This window comes from Micromonospora sp. NPDC003776 (assembly GCF_053605645.1).
Window position 1 is genome coordinate 1 of record NZ_JBSGJR010000124.1, and the last position, 13493, is coordinate 13493.

The window sequence follows — 13493 nt, forward strand, 5'->3', positions numbered from 1 at the left end:
CCGCCCCGTTGCTGCTCTTACCTGCGGGGCCCCCCGTTTACGTCGGCTTAGGAACTGCCCCCACCAAGGTGGGGGGCCGGCCCGGCGGGTTGGGCGCCGCCGGGCCGGACGGGCTACCCGGCGACGTACCGGTGCAGCGGCCCCTCGTCGGAGGCCACCGTGCCGGTGTGGCGCAGGCCGGCCTTCTCCAGCACCCGCACCGACGGCACGTTGGCCGGGTCCACGGTGGCGAAGACCTCCGCGATACCGGGCAGGGTGCGGGCGAAGGCGACCAGCGCCCGGACCGCCTCGGTGGTGTAGCCCCGGCAGCGCCGGGACGGCGCGACGCCGTAGCCGAACTCGATCGAACCGTCGGTGGGCGGCCACTTCAGGCCGATGCCACCGACGGTGAGGCCGGTCTCCCGTTCGATCATGACGTAGTGCCCGTGCGGCCGTTCCGGCTCCCGGTTGAGCAGGCCGGCGATCATGCGGTCCGCCTCGCCGGGAAAGTCCGCCGCCCAGTGCGGGCAGCGCTCACCGGCGAAAGCGGCGGCGGCATCCTCGGCGGGCCACGGGCGCAGCACGAGACGGTCGGTGGTCAGGTCAGGAAAAGACAACGCGAAACTCCCAAGGTCGTGGAGCGACCCGGGCCGCGGTGTCTCAGTCAGTCAGCGCGCGACCCGGAGAAAGGCATGGTGGAGGAAGCTCATGGCGATCCATGGCCTCATCTCCCCCTGCGCCCACGACGGTCGCGTGTCCGCGCATCCGCACCCTATCCCATGATCCGGATACGCCACGCCCCCGCTGCCTCGGGCCGGGGGCAGCGGGGGCGCGGCGCAGGACCGGTCAGCTGACGCCGGTGACGGCCTTGACCAGGTTGATGCCGAAGTAGATCACGAACGCCGCGGCGACCGCCCACATCAGCGGGTGGATCGAGCGCGCCTTGCCCTGCGCGACCCGGATCGCCACCCAGCTGACGAAGCCGGCGCCGATGCCGTTGGTGATCGAGTAGGTGAACGGCATGAGGGTCATGGTGAGGAACGCCGGGACGGCGACGCTCACGTCGGTGAAGTCGATGTCCTTGACCTGGCGGATCATCAGCGCGCCGACGATCACCAGGGCCGGGCCGGCGGCCTCGCTCGGCACCAGCGACACCAGCGGGGTGAGCAGCAGCGCGCCGAGGAAGAGCACGCCGGTGACCACGCTGGTCAGGCCGGTACGGCCACCGTCCGCGATGCCGGAGGAGGACTCCACGTAGGTGGTGGCGGAGGAGGCGCTGCCCGCACCGCCGGCGACCGCGGCGACACCGTCGACGAAGAGCACCTTGCCCAGGCGCGGCATGTCGCTGCCGTCCTCGGTGGCCAGGTTGGCCTGCCTGGCCAGGCCGACGGTGGTGCCCATCACGTCGAAGAAGTCGGCGAGCACCAGCGTGAACACCAGCAGCAGCGCGGTCATCACGCCGACGTGCGCGAACGCGCTGAACGACACGTTGCCGATCAGGTGCAGGTCGGGCCCCTTGACCAGCGGGTCCGGCAGGGTCGGGACGTTGAGCCGCCACCCGTCCGGGTTGGGCTTGCCGTCGGCGGTGAAGGCCCCGCCGGGCTTGGCGACCGCGTTGACGATCACCGCGATGACCGTGGTGGCGACGATGCCGATCAGCACGCCGGCCTTCACCTTCTTGGCGACCAGGATGCCGGTGACCAGCAGCCCGACCACGAAGACGAGCGTGGGCCAGCCGTGCAGGGTGCCGTTGGCGCCGGAGCCGAGCTGCAGCGGCACGCCGGTGCTGGCCCGGACGAAGCCGCCGTCGACGAAGCCGATCAGCGCGATGAAGAGGCCGATACCGGCCGCGATGGCGGCCTTCAGCTCGGCCGGGATGGCCCGGAAGACGGCCTTCCGGAAGCCGGTCAGCACCAGCACCGTGATGATCAGACCCTCGATCACCACGAGGCCCATCGCCTCGGCCCAGGTCATCTGGGAGGCGACCGCGTACGCGACGAAGGCGTTCAGGCCCAGGCCGGTCGCCACGGCGAACGGCACCCGACCGACCACGCCCATCATGATCGTCATGACGGCGGCGACCAGGGCGGTGACCCCGGCGACCGGCGCGATGCCGAGCAGGTTGCCGTCCTTGTCCGGGGCGGTGCCGATGATCAGCGGGTTGAGCACGACGATGTACGCCATCGTCGCGAAGGTGGTGAGGCCGGCGAGCACCTCGCGCTTGACCGTCGAGCCCCGGCGGGTGATCTCGAAGAAGCGGTCGAGGCGGCCGCGTTCGGCGGGCTGGGCCGGCTCGACCGGGGCAGCAGGATCCTGCGTAGTCACGCTCATGGCGTGGACGTACTCCGTTCCGGGTTGGCCCGCCGGACGCGCCGGTCGGGCGGTGGGGGTGCAGCCGATCCGATTCGGTTGGCCCGGAGAACGTCGGGACGGCTGGGCTCCACGGATCCCGTGAAGCACTACGAAGCCGCACCCTGGTCGGGGAGCGACTTCGCAGCACCCACTTTAACCGCCGGGTAACGGCGGACGACCTGCCCCTCCGCTCGCCCCGGGGCGAGCGTGGCCAAGCTCACGTCCGGGACCGGTGCCGGGCGATCCAGTCGGCGTTGAGCGCATCCGCCTGCCGCCGGTGCCGGGGACGGACCGCCGCCGTGGGCGGCAGCGCGAGGCCGAGGGCGTCGAGGACCCCGAGGGCCACCCCGGTCGGGTCGGCCGCCAGGTCCTCGTAACGGACCCGGTGCGGCGTGATCCGGTACGCGGCGAACCACTCGTCCCAGGCGGCCTGGTGCGCCTCGATGGTCCCCAGCAGCTCGTCCACGCCGTCCGGGTCGTACACCGGGGTCCGGCCATTCCCGCCCGCGTCGCCCACGTACCAGTGTTGCGTCTGCTCGGCGCGCAGCCAGGAGACCGCCTGGGCCAGCACGTCGTCGCGGCGCAGGTGCACGAAGGCGGTCCGGCCGAAGGCCCGGCGCAGCAAGGCGTCCTCGGCGCCGGCCAGCTCCGGATGCACGGTGGCCAGGCCCGCCACCACCCGGTCGACGGTGCCCCACATCAGCTTCGCCCCGAACACGCCGTTGCCGGTCCGGCCGGCCGCGAGCGCCGCCTCGACGTAGTCGCCGTAGCCCCACCCGGGGCCGAGCCCCCACCGCCCCGCCCACAGTTCCTCGTCGGGCACCCGGAAGTACGCCTCCGGCCGGCCGGCGACCCCGGTGGAGGCCAGCAGGCCGCAGAGCAGCGAGCTGCCCGTGCGCGGCGTGGCACAGATGAAGTACGCGTCGACGTCCGCCACCCCGTCAGCCAATCGACACGGCTCGCTCCGGGCAACCGAATTCAGCGGACCGCCGGGAGCCGCGGCTCCGCCCCGACCTCCTCCGGATGCCGGGCGGTGCGTACCGGGGAGAGGACGGCCACCGTGGCCGCGACCGCCATCCCCGCGACCGCGATCCCGATCGTCGCCCGGTGGCCGACCCGCTCGGCGAGCAGGCCGCCGACCGGCGCGCCGACGGTCAGCATGCCCCAGTTCAGCGAGCGGATGGTGGCGTTCATCCGGCCCTGCAGGCGGTCCGGGGTGACCGCCTGCCGGTAGCCCATCTCATTCGGCCCGCTGACCCCGAGCGCGAGCCAGATGACCACCTGCGCCGCGCCCACCATGAGCCAGCCGGCCGTGCCGGTCGCGGCGAGCGCCGCCAGGGTCCAGCCCAGCGGCTCGACCACCCGTTCCAGCAGGATGGCCCGGCCCGCGCCCCAGCGGCCGACCCGGTGCGACAGGGCGTTGCCGACGACCGCGCCGACACCACCGAGGGCCAGCACCACGCCGAGCCCGAACGCCGCCCGCCGCTCGCTCATCCCGGGATCGAGCCCGCGTACGACGAGGAGGGTGAACCCGGTGGAGGCCACGCTGGCGAAGAGGAACCGGGCGTGCAGGGTCAGCGCGTACGGTGCCAGCACCGGATGCCGGTACACCCAGGACAGCCCCTCCCGCAGCTCGTGCCCGAGGTGGCGGCGGGCCGGCGCAGGGGCCGGCTCCGGCCGGCGGATCGTCGCCAGCAGCACCCCGGAGACCAGGTAGGAGACCGCGTCGGCCAGCATGGCCACCGGCGCGCCGACCGCCGTGACCAGCGCCCCGCCCAGGAACGGTCCGGTGGTCTGGGCCAGCGAGGCGCTCTGCTCCAGCCGGGCGTTGGCCCGGATCAGCGCGGCGGACGGGACGAGCCGGGGCAGGTAGGACTGGTGGGCCGCCTCGTGCAGCAGCGACAGCGCGCCGAGGACGACGACCAGGACCAGCAGCAGGGGCACGCCGAGCAGTCCGAGCAGCGCGAGCCCCGCGATGAGGATCAACAGCCCGGCGCGGGCCAGGTCGGTGGCGACCAGGATCGGCCGCCGCCGGTAGCGGTCGGCCACCACCCCGGCCAGCAGGCCGAAGAGCAGGTACGGCAGCCACCGCGCCCCGTTGATCAACCCCACCGCGGCGTCGCTCGCGTGCAGCGTGACGATCGCCAGGATCGGCACTGCCACGGTCGTCAGGTACGTCCCGAACGTGGAGATCGTGTCGGCCGCCCAGAACCGCGGGTAGCCGGGGTGGGCGGACAACCGGGTCATGATCACGACGGTAGTGCGGACCCGTCTCCGCCGCTGCCCCACACGGCCAGCCGCCCTCCACTGGAGACGCCGGCCGTCTGCGGACGACAGCTGTCGCCCGGCGGCCATCTTCTGCCCACAGGCGATTCGCTTGGCACGCGGCACCCGACTCGGGTCGGGTGGTGGCATGCCTTCGGACGCGGCGCCGCCCCGGTTTCCCCGATCCTCGCCCTACTGGCCAGTGGTCAGCCACCCGCTGCTGCGCCGGGTCCTGCCCGGGCTGGCGGTCTCCGCCCTGGGCGACGGGATGGCCCTGATCGCGGTGACCTGGCTGGCGATGCAACTCGCCCCGCCAGGCCAGCGCGGGACGTGGACGGCGCTCGCGGTGGCCGCGTACACCCTGCCCAGCGCGGCCGGCGCGCTGCTCTTCGGCCGGTTGCTGGCCGGCCGGAGCGGGGCGCGGCTCGCCGGCTGGGACGCGGCGCTGCGCGCCACCGCGCTCGCCGCGATCCCGGTCGCCCACCTGACCGGGATGCTCGGCGTCGGCCTGTACGTGGCCCTGCTCGCCGCCTCCTCGCTGCTGCACTCCTGGGGTTCGGCCGGACGCTTCACGCTGATCGCCGAACTGCTGCCGCAGCGGGACCACCTGCCGGCCAACGCGGTGCTCGCCGTCATCGCCGACGTCGCCACCATCGTCGGGCCGCCGCTGGCGGGCCTGCTGATCGGCTGGGTCGGCCCGGTCTGGGTCATCGCGGTCGACGCGGCCAGCTTCGCCGTGCTGGCGCTCACCTACCGCCTCGCGATCCCGGCCGCCCCGGCGGCGGGGCAGGCCGACCGCGCCGCCTCCCGCGCCGCCGGCTTCGGCGTCATCCGCCGCGACCGCACCCTGCTCGGCCTGCTGGCGCTGACCTTCGGGTTCTTCCTGCTGTTCGGGCCGTTCTACGTGGCCATGCCCGTCCAGGTCGTCGACGGCCCGCACGGGTCCGCGACGACCCTCGGCCTCTACTACACGGCCTTCGGGGTCGGTGCCGTCCTCGGTGGACTGGCCACCGGATACCTGCGCCGCTGGCCGCTGTGGCCGACCATCGTCGGCATCGTCAGCGGGTTCGGCGTGGCCATGCTGCCGCTCGGCCTCGGCGCGCCCGTCGGCCTGTCGCTGCCGACCTTCGCCCTCGCCGGGCTGATCTGGTCGCCGTACCTGGCCGTCTCGATGGCGCTGTTCCAACGCCGTACCACTCCGGCACGGCTGCCCCAGGTCTTGGCGGCGAACGGTGCCGTCACGGTGCTGGCGGTGCCAGTGGGCACCATGCTCGGCGGCCCGCTGACGGCCGCCGTGGGCGCCCGGCAGACGCTGCTGCTGTGCGCGGCGGCGACCATCGTCCTCGGCGTCGTCGCCGCCGGGCTCACCGTGCGGCCACGTCGGCCTGCGGACACCGACGACGGCGCTCACGGCGGCCGGGCGACCGGACCCACCGACCCGGACCCGTCGCCCGTTCCGGAGACCGCCCGCCGGTGACGGCAGGTCCGGGCGTACGCCGCAGGCGGAGCACGCCGTCCGTCACCCCTGCCCCGACGACCCGGAGCCGGGGTGACCGGCCCCGGATGGGCCGGCCGGGTCGACCGCTTCGACGACCTCGCCGTTGTCCGGCACGCCGCGCCACACCAGCTCCTCGGCACCGTCGCGGCGGCGGACGCGGTAGTCGCGGAAAACGATCGGTACGCCGGCGGCGGTGAACGGGTCGACGTCGTCCATCACCTGGAGGTGCACGTGTGGCTGGGTGGAGTTGCCCGAGTTGCCGCACCGGCCCAGCGGCTGGCCGGCCGACACCGTCTCCCCCGGTCGCACCGCCACCGTGCCGCGCCGCAGGTGCGCGACCACCAGGTACGGCCCGCCGTCCGCCAGATCGAGGATGACGTGATTGCCGGCCAGCCCACGGGCGCCCCGGCGGGCCCGCGACGCCTGGGTGAGCGCGTACCCGATGCCGGCGAGCGGCGAACGCCGGGCCACCAGGTCCGGCTCGCCGTCCTGAGCCGAGACGACCCGGCCGCCCACGGGCGCCAGGATCGGCTGGTCGAAGGCGTAGAACCGGTCCACCGGCTCGGCCGCCGAGACGGTCCGCCAGTCCCACACCGCGGCGGTCCGCCGGCCGCGCACGGCGACGAAATCGATGGCGTGGCCGGCGCCGAAGGCGTGGGTGCCGTGACTCGGGACGCGACGGGCCGGACTGTTGCGGACGATCCAGGTCCCACGGAACGGCAGCCGCAACACCACCGGTGGCGGCGATTCCGACGGCCCGGCGGCCCGGCTCGTCACGGACGTCCCACCAGTCGTGCTGCCGGAGCCGTGCGCAGCCCCGCCCGCCCCCGACGGAGCGTTCGTGCGGTCCTGGGGGATGGGGTCCGTCGAGGCATGGTCCCCAGGATGCCGGACCCGGGCAATGTGCGAGTCGCCGCAGCACGCAGCGACCGCCACGCCGGCCCGGCCGTCGTTTGCCGGGTCACCCGCTCGGGCAGGACAGCACCGTGGCCGATCGGGCAGCCTCCGCAGAGCTGGAGTTCCGGTATTCACCGCGCCGGCACCGCCGGGCGAAGATCCTCGCCCTGCTCGGCGCCGGGGCGACGCTGGCCGCCTATTCGGTGCTGTCCGGCGAGCCGTGGTGGGAGGGACTGCTGCGGTACGGCCTCATCGGCCTCGCCATCGCGGCCGGGACCCGTTGGCACCTGCGCGACCAGCCTCGTCTGCCCCTGCGGTTGACCGCCGAGGCGCTGGAGCTGACCGGCCCGGACGGGACCCGGCTGGCAATCGACTGGACCGACCTGGCCAGTGCCCGCGTCCGGGGCGGCCTCGACCCCCGACTCGTGGTCGAGCCGGTCGATCCCCGGCACACCCGGCCGCCGCTACGCCCCTACCAGTGGGCGACACCCGGCCAGCGCCGGCCGTACGAGCTGACCGTCCGGCTCAGCTGGATGACACCGGGCCGGGACGTCCTTTGCCGCGAGCTGGCCCGACGCCTCTCCCCGGCCGGGTCAGCCGGGATCTGACCCGAGCCTCATTCCGGTTGCCAGCGGAGCCATCGCCGGTCGTGCCGGAAACCCACCCGCTGGTAGAAGCGCACCGCTCGCTCGCTGGAGTGGACGGTCACGTGCTTTAGATCCAGGCTGCGTGCCTCCACCAGTACGGCCTCCAGCAACGCCGCACCGATCCCGCTGTCCCGCAACTCCGGCACCACGTAAACCGACTGGACGTCTCCGCTGCGTCGAAGCCGCCGCTCGGGAGTCGGCACCCGGTCACCGACCATCAGCCACGCCATGCCGACCACCTCGTCACTCACCTCGGCGACGAAGGGCAGGTGGGTCGACACGTGGTCGGCCATCCAGGAGGCGAACCGGGCCAGGAAGTCGACCCGGTCCGTGCCGGTGTAGCCACGCTCCTCGGCCAGCCGCCGCCAGCGGAGACCACCCAGGGCCGGGGCATCGGCCTCCGACGCCTTCCGTACGGTCACGTGCATCTCGGCTCTCCCCCCGCACACTCGTCAGCCGGCGATCAAAACTAGGGCACTCTGCGCCGGGGCGCTTGGCGGCGACACTTCGGTCGTACGCTGCATGTCGCAGCGACGGGCAGGAGGCTGAGGTGACCGAGACGACGCCGACCGGGACGACGCTGGCCGAGGTGATGGCTGAATTGGCCGAGCTCGAGGACCCGAGGGCACGCGCGGTGAATGAGAGACACGGTGACGACCACGGCGTGAACCTCGGCAGCCTGCGGGCGCTCGCGAAGCGGCTGAAGACGCAGCAGGAACTCGCCCGCCGACTCTGGGAGACGGGTGACAGCGCGGCGCGGCTGCTGGCGACCCTGATCTGCCGCCCGAAGGCGTTCGAGCGGGACGAGCTGGACGCCATGTTGCGCGCGGCGCGCACCCCCAAGGTGCACGACTGGCTCGTGAACTACGTGGTGAAGAAGAACCCGCACGCCGAGGAGCTGCGCCGGGCCTGGTCCGCCGATCCGGATCCGGTGGTCGCGAGTGCCGGCTGGGCGCTCACCACCGACCGCGTGACGAAGAAACCCGACGGGGTCGACCTCGCGGGACTGCTCGACGTCATCGAGGCGGAGATGAAGGACGCGCCGGACCGCCTCCAGTGGGCGATGAACCAGTGCCTGGCACAGATCGGGATCACGCACGCCGGCCACCGCGCGCGGGCGATCGACATCGGCGAGCGCCTGGCGGTGCTCAAGGACTACCCGACGCCCCCGGGCTGCACGTCGCCGTACGCGCCCATCTGGATCACCGAGATGGTGCGCCGGGGGCAGGACGCGTAGCGCCGACGTCAGGAGCTGGGGCGGACCAGCCGGAGCTGGAGCGCGGGGTACCGGGGCTCGGTGAAGCCGAAGGACCGGTACAGGGCGGTGCCGTCGCCGGTGGCGTTCAGGTTGATCACCCGGGCCTCGGTCTCGTCGCGGAACCAGGCCAGCAGCGCATCCAGGCAGGCCCGGGCGTAGCCCCGGCGGCGGAACTCGGAGTCGGTGCTCATGTTGAAGACAAGGCCCTGCACGCCGCCGGGGTTGCCCGGTCCCGGGGCGTGCCGGTCGCACACTCCGGCCGCGCAGCTGACCACGCCGAGGTCCGGGTGGTCGATGACGAAGGCGGCGAAGTCGTCCTTGTCATCGAGCCGCCGGGCGAACCAGGCCTCGGCCTTGTCCCGCCAGCCGGGGTCGCCGGTGGTCAGCATCCCCATCTCCGACAGCATGACCTCCCGCACGCGGGTCAGTGCCGCGGCGTCCGCCGCTGCCGCCCGGCGCACCACGAGCGGCTGGGCTTCGGTGTTGTTCATACCCCTATGATCGGGCCCCGGTCGGCGGCCGACCGCGGGGTCAGCCCTGTTGTGGTGGGCGCCGCAGGTAAGGAAACCGCAGCGTGCCGAGGTGGGGTGGACCCGGACGTCTGACCTAGACGAGCTTCGTATTCGACCTGCGTAGCGTCACGGCCGTGAGAGCGGTGACAGCGGCGGTGACGACCGCAAGTGCATAGAACGCGTTGGCGATGTTCGTGTGATCTGCGAGTGCGGCGACCAGCACGGTGATCACGGCACTCAGGCCGAGGCCGGCCGACAGGCTGCGTCAGTGAAGTCGGGTCGCCTGGACCACACCAGGCGAGTTCGCGTGACGGATCGGTACCACGACCTGAGTGACAATCTGATCGTGAACGGCATCCGGATCCGCGACCGTACGGCGGCTGACCTCCCACACTGCGTCGCGATCCTCACGGCGGTACATCGCCTCGACCGCTACCCGCTGAACTGGCCGGCCGACCCGGAACGCTGGTTGTCGCCACCCGACGCAGTGCACGCCTGGGTCGCGGAGACGGAGCAGGGCGCCATCCTCGGCCATGTCGCCGTCAACCGCGTCGCTTCCGCCGCCGAGCCTGCCGCACTGCCCGCAGCCGAGGTCAGCCGCCTGTTCGTAACGCCCGCGGCTCGCGGGCACAGGGTCGGGAACCAGCTCCTGACCCACGCCCGCCGATGGGCCACGGAACACCGGCTCCCGCTCGTCCTGGAGATCGTCGATCGCGAGCGTTCCGCGCCCGCCGTTGCCCTCTACGAGCAGAGCGGCTGGCGGCACACCGGCACGACCACCGCCACGTGGACCGATCCAGAAGGCCGGCCGGTCCGGGTGCGCCGCTACGCCCTCACCGACGACCCGCCCTGGCGGGGATGACCAACCTGCTGTCACCGCCCCGGGGAGTGGTCTTCTCGGGGCGGTTTCGCTGGTGGTTGGTGGTGGGCGCGGCAGGTTTCGAACCTGCGACCCCTCGCTTGTAAGGCGAGTGCTCTCCCACTGAGCTACGCGCCCGGAACGCCCGTTCGGCGGGCCGGAGTTCGGCAAAGCTTACCTGCCGGCCTCCGGCCCGGTCGAACGGTGTGCCTGGGGTGGATCAGGCGGCGACGGCCTCGGCGAGGGCCTTGCGCCAACCCTGCTGGTCCCGGGCCTCGCCGGGCATGTTCATCTCGGCGAACCGGACTACGCTGGCCTTGTCGATCACGAACGTGCCCCGGTTGGCGATGCCCGCGACGTCGTTGAAGACGCCGTACGCCTGGGCCACCGCGCCGTGCGGCCAGAAGTCGGCCAGCAGCGGGAACTGGTAGCCCTCCCGGTCGGCCCAGATCTTGTGCGCGTAGACCGAGTCGACGCTGACCGTCAGCACCTGCACGTCGTCGTTGACGTACTCGTTGAGGTTGTCCCGGACCTCGCACAGCTCGCCCTGGCAGATGCCGGTGAAGGCGAGCGGGTAGAACACCAGCAGCACGGTGCGCCGGCCGCGGAAGTCCGAGAGGCGGACCTCCTGGTTGTTCTGGTCCTTGAGCACGAAGTCGGGCGCCTCGGCGCCAACCTCGATGGGCATGCCTACTCCTCGGGTCGGATCTGGAGATGATCAGGGTGCCACACCCGGCGGCGGCCGCCGGGCGCGGTCGCCGCTTACTTCCTGCCCTTCGATCCGCGCCGGAGCACGAGGCGGGCGCCGCTCCAGTCGCGGCCCGCGTTGATCGTGGAGGTCTGCTGGAGGCCGGCGGTCTGCGCGCTCTCCGCGACCTCGCTCGGCTCGACGTGACCGTCCCGGCCGGCCTTCGGCGTCAGGAGCCAGACCACGCCGGCGTCGGCCAGCGGCCCGAGGGCGTCGACGAGGAGCTCGAAGAGGTCACCGTCGCCGTCGCGGTACCAGACCAGAACCGCGTCGACCACCTCGTCGGTGTCCTCGTCGACCAGTTCTCCACAGCGGTCGGTCAGGGCGTCCCGGAGATCCTGGTCGACGTCCTCGTCGTACCCCATCTCCATGACGACCATCCCCGGCTCGATCCCGAACCGGTCCGCCAGGCTGCGTACCCCGTCGGCGGCCTGACCAGCGGTCGCGCTCACTGTCGCGTGCCTCCTCATCTCATCCCTGCTCGCGGCGTCGTCCGATGCCGTCGGGCCAAGTCCACACAGTTGTGGCTCCCCGCGCAAGTGGCGCACCGGGTGGAACGGAATTTACCGTGCCAGCAGCGTACGGGCACCCTGGGTAATGGCTTCCGGGGAGACCAGAACCTGACGCGCCGCCGGGCCTAATGGTACAAACGAGTCAAGTCCGGCCACTCGGCGCACTGCGCCGACGTATCCTGCGTCCACCAGTGCGGCGATCACCCCCTCGCCCACCCCGCCGGACCGGCGGGTCTCGTCCACGACGAGCACCCGGCCCGTCGCCGAGGCCTCCCGGATGATGTCCGCCAGCGGCAGCGGGGCGATCCAGCGCAGATCCACCACCCGGGTGCCGATGCCCTCGTCCGCCAGGGTGGCCGCCGCGCGCAGCGACATCCGTACGCCGTTGCCGAAGGTGATGATCGTGACGTCCTCGGCGGAGCCCACCCCGTACACCCGGGCCCGGCCGACCGGGACGTGACCGGCCGCCCAGGCGCCCGGCTCGGCGTACCCGCCCAGCCACTCGCCGTCGCCCTCCGCGTACAGGTCGCGGGTGTGGTAGAGCGCGATCGGCTCCAGGAAGACCGAGACGGTGCCGTCGACCGCCGCCGCGGCCAGGCAGGTACGCAGCATGGGCGCGGCGTCGTCCGGCCGCGCCGGCACGGCGATGACCAGCCCCGGCACGTCCCGGAGCACCGCGAGCGAGTTGTCGTTGTGGAAGTGGCCGCCGAACCCCTCCTGGTACGCCAGCCCCGCGACGCGCACCACCATCGGGTTGCGGAACGCCCCGCAGGAGAAGAACCGCATGGTGGCGGCCTCGCCCCGCAGCTGGTCCTCGGCGTTGTGCAGGTACGCCAGGTACTGGATCTCCGGCACCGGCAGCATCCCGGCCAGGCCCGCGCCGAGCCCCAGCCCCAGGATCGACGTCTCGTCCAGCAGCGTGTCGAAGACCCGGGCCGCGCCGAACCGGTCCCGCAGCCCCTTGGTCACCCCGTACACGCCGCCCTTGGCGGCGACGTCCTCGCCGAAGACGGCCATCCCCGGGTGGGCCAGCATCCCGTCGGCGAGCGCCGCGTTGATGCTCTGCGCCAGGGTGAGCGGGCCGGCCAGCTCCGGCGGCTTGCCGCCGAACGCCTCGATCCGCGCGCCCGCGCCGGCCCCGGCCGCGTGCTCCGCCGCCTCCGCCACCGCCCGGGAGACCCGTACCGGCCGGCGGGGGGCCAGGTCGGCGATCACCTCCGCCGGGGAGGCCAGCTTCGGCTCGTCGAGCACCTCCTCGGCGACCCGACGGATCTGCCAGCCCCGCTCGTCGTACCGGGCCAGCAGCTCGTCGCCGTCGACGAAGCCCGCCTCCACCAGCCGCCGCGCGGTGGCCAGCAGCGGGTCCCGCGCGGCGTCCGCGGCGAGTTCGGCCGGGCTCCGGTACGCGGTCTCGGCGTCCGCGCCGGCGTGCCCCATCAGCCGTACCGTGCGCAGGTGCAGCACCGCGGGGCGCCGGTGCCGACGCACCCAGGCCGCCGCCTCCGCCGCCACCCGGTACGCCTCGACCGGGTCGGTGCCGTCGGCCGCGAAGTAGCGGATCCCCGGCTTGGCCCGCAGGGTCGCCTCGACCCAGCCCTCGGGCGAGCGGACGCTGATCCCGAGCCCGTTGTCCTCGCAGACGAAGAGGACCGGGATGCGCAGGCCGGTGTGGTCGTACCAGCCGGCGGTGTTGAACGCGGCGGTGGCCGTGGCGTGGTTGACCGAGGCGTCGCCGAACGAGCAGACCACGATCGCGTCCGGCGGCCAGGGCGAGCCGGACCCGTCGTCCCCGTCGGTGTGCTGGGGGTTGCCGATCCGGCGCAGCCGTTCCAGGGCGAGCCCCATGCCGACCGCCCGGGGCAGGTGCGAGGCGATGGTGGAGGTGGTCGGGATGACGGCCAGGTCGGCCCGGCCGAACACCTTGTGCCGCCCCCGGGCGATCGGCTCCCGCGCCGAGGCGACCATG

At 73.2% G+C, this 13493-nt stretch carries 15 protein-coding genes and 1 tRNA gene; 4 read left to right on the forward strand and 12 right to left on the reverse strand.

The annotated features are described in order from the left end of the window. Positions 1 to 113 precede the first annotated feature (113 nt). From ACWEVO_RS13315 to ACWEVO_RS13330, 4 genes are all read right to left on the reverse strand, one after another. Positions 114 to 596, reverse strand: a complete 483-nt coding sequence (locus ACWEVO_RS13315; protein ID WP_452307800.1) for a GNAT family N-acetyltransferase — start codon at positions 594 to 596, stop codon at positions 114 to 116. 229 nt (positions 597 to 825) lie between these two features. After that, on the reverse strand, positions 826 to 2310 hold the full coding sequence (locus ACWEVO_RS13320) for an NCS2 family permease (protein ID WP_452307801.1): 1485 nt from the start codon (positions 2308 to 2310) through the stop codon (positions 826 to 828). 238 nt (positions 2311 to 2548) lie between these two features. After that, complete coding sequence (locus ACWEVO_RS13325; RefSeq protein WP_452307802.1) at positions 2549 to 3268, reverse strand: Stf0 family sulfotransferase; 720 nt, start codon at positions 3266 to 3268, stop codon at positions 2549 to 2551. A gap of 41 nt (positions 3269 to 3309) precedes the next feature. Next, on the reverse strand, positions 3310 to 4578 hold the full coding sequence (locus tag ACWEVO_RS13330; protein WP_452307803.1) for an MFS transporter: 1269 nt from the start codon (positions 4576 to 4578) through the stop codon (positions 3310 to 3312). A gap of 166 nt (positions 4579 to 4744) precedes the next feature. On the opposite strand from ACWEVO_RS13330, the gene ACWEVO_RS13335 reads away from it, so the two are divergent. Further along, entirely contained in the window at positions 4745 to 6073 is a 1329-nt protein-coding gene (locus ACWEVO_RS13335) for an MFS transporter (RefSeq protein ID WP_452307804.1), read from the forward strand. A 42-nt stretch (positions 6074 to 6115) separates the two neighbouring features. On the opposite strand, the gene ACWEVO_RS13340 is transcribed toward ACWEVO_RS13335, so the two are convergent. Continuing rightward, on the reverse strand, positions 6116 to 6871 hold the full coding sequence (locus ACWEVO_RS13340; RefSeq protein ID WP_452307805.1) for a peptidoglycan DD-metalloendopeptidase family protein: 756 nt from the start codon (positions 6869 to 6871) through the stop codon (positions 6116 to 6118). 209 nt (positions 6872 to 7080) lie between these two features. Here ACWEVO_RS13340 and ACWEVO_RS13345 point away from each other — a divergent pair, with 209 nt between their 5' ends. Beyond that, complete coding sequence (locus tag ACWEVO_RS13345; RefSeq protein ID WP_452307806.1) at positions 7081 to 7599, forward strand: MerC domain-containing protein; 519 nt, start codon at positions 7081 to 7083, stop codon at positions 7597 to 7599. Between the two features lie 8 nt (positions 7600 to 7607). Here the strand turns inward: ACWEVO_RS13345 and ACWEVO_RS13350 are convergent, their stop codons facing one another. Continuing rightward, positions 7608 to 8066, reverse strand: coding sequence for an N-acetyltransferase family protein (locus ACWEVO_RS13350; RefSeq protein ID WP_452307807.1), 459 nt, complete (start codon positions 8064 to 8066; stop codon positions 7608 to 7610). A gap of 164 nt (positions 8067 to 8230) precedes the next feature. Here ACWEVO_RS13350 and ACWEVO_RS13355 point away from each other — a divergent pair, with 164 nt between their 5' ends. After that, positions 8231 to 8875, forward strand: a complete 645-nt coding sequence (locus ACWEVO_RS13355; RefSeq protein ID WP_452307813.1) for a DNA alkylation repair protein — start codon at positions 8231 to 8233, stop codon at positions 8873 to 8875. Positions 8876 to 8883: 8 nt separating this feature from the next. On the opposite strand, the gene ACWEVO_RS13360 is transcribed toward ACWEVO_RS13355, so the two are convergent. Both ACWEVO_RS13360 and ACWEVO_RS13365 read right to left on the reverse strand, forming a co-directional pair. After that, positions 8884 to 9387: a GNAT family N-acetyltransferase gene (locus ACWEVO_RS13360; RefSeq protein ID WP_452307808.1), complete on the reverse strand. Its 504-nt coding sequence runs from the start codon at positions 9385 to 9387 to the stop codon at positions 8884 to 8886. A gap of 115 nt (positions 9388 to 9502) precedes the next feature. Then, positions 9503 to 9640 carry a hypothetical protein gene (locus ACWEVO_RS13365; protein WP_452307809.1) on the reverse strand — a complete coding sequence of 46 codons (138 nt, stop codon included), beginning with the start codon at positions 9638 to 9640 and terminating at the stop codon, positions 9503 to 9505. A gap of 114 nt (positions 9641 to 9754) precedes the next feature. On the opposite strand from ACWEVO_RS13365, the gene ACWEVO_RS13370 reads away from it, so the two are divergent. Next, positions 9755 to 10270, forward strand: coding sequence for a GNAT family N-acetyltransferase (locus tag ACWEVO_RS13370; protein ID WP_452307814.1), 516 nt, complete (start codon positions 9755 to 9757; stop codon positions 10268 to 10270). Between the two features lie 60 nt (positions 10271 to 10330). Here ACWEVO_RS13370 and ACWEVO_RS13375 read toward each other — a convergent pair. The 4 genes from ACWEVO_RS13375 to ACWEVO_RS13390 all read right to left on the reverse strand — a co-directional run. Next, positions 10331 to 10405: transfer RNA gene (locus ACWEVO_RS13375), tRNA-Val, on the reverse strand. Between the two features lie 82 nt (positions 10406 to 10487). Further along, on the reverse strand, positions 10488 to 10955 hold the full coding sequence (locus tag ACWEVO_RS13380; RefSeq protein ID WP_452307810.1) for a peroxiredoxin: 468 nt from the start codon (positions 10953 to 10955) through the stop codon (positions 10488 to 10490). Positions 10956 to 11029: 74 nt separating this feature from the next. Continuing rightward, positions 11030 to 11467, reverse strand: a complete 438-nt coding sequence (locus tag ACWEVO_RS13385) for a DUF3052 domain-containing protein (RefSeq protein WP_452307811.1) — start codon at positions 11465 to 11467, stop codon at positions 11030 to 11032. 111 nt (positions 11468 to 11578) lie between these two features. Further along, positions 11579 to 13493, reverse strand: a 1915-nt coding sequence (locus ACWEVO_RS13390; RefSeq protein WP_452307812.1) for a transketolase C-terminal domain-containing protein, incomplete at its 5' end; no start/stop codon positions are given.

Bases quoted from the DNA above. Each gene is read 5' to 3' on its own strand.
- ACWEVO_RS13320 (WP_452307801.1), bottom strand. From the start codon at position 2,310: ATGAGCGTGACTACGCAGGATCCTGCTGCCCCGGTCGAGCCGGCCCAG.
- ACWEVO_RS13330 (WP_452307803.1), bottom strand. From the start codon at position 4,578: ATGACCCGGTTGTCCGCCCACCCCGGCTACCCGCGGTTCTGGGCGGCC.
- ACWEVO_RS13335 (WP_452307804.1), top strand. From the start codon at position 4,745: ATGCCTTCGGACGCGGCGCCGCCCCGGTTTCCCCGATCCTCGCCCTAC.
- ACWEVO_RS13350 (WP_452307807.1), bottom strand. From the start codon at position 8,066: ATGCACGTGACCGTACGGAAGGCGTCGGAGGCCGATGCCCCGGCCCTG.
- ACWEVO_RS13355 (WP_452307813.1), top strand. From the start codon at position 8,231: ATGGCTGAATTGGCCGAGCTCGAGGACCCGAGGGCACGCGCGGTGAAT.
- ACWEVO_RS13360 (WP_452307808.1), bottom strand. From the start codon at position 9,387: ATGAACAACACCGAAGCCCAGCCGCTCGTGGTGCGCCGGGCGGCAGCG.
- ACWEVO_RS13380 (WP_452307810.1), bottom strand. From the start codon at position 10,955: ATGCCCATCGAGGTTGGCGCCGAGGCGCCCGACTTCGTGCTCAAGGAC.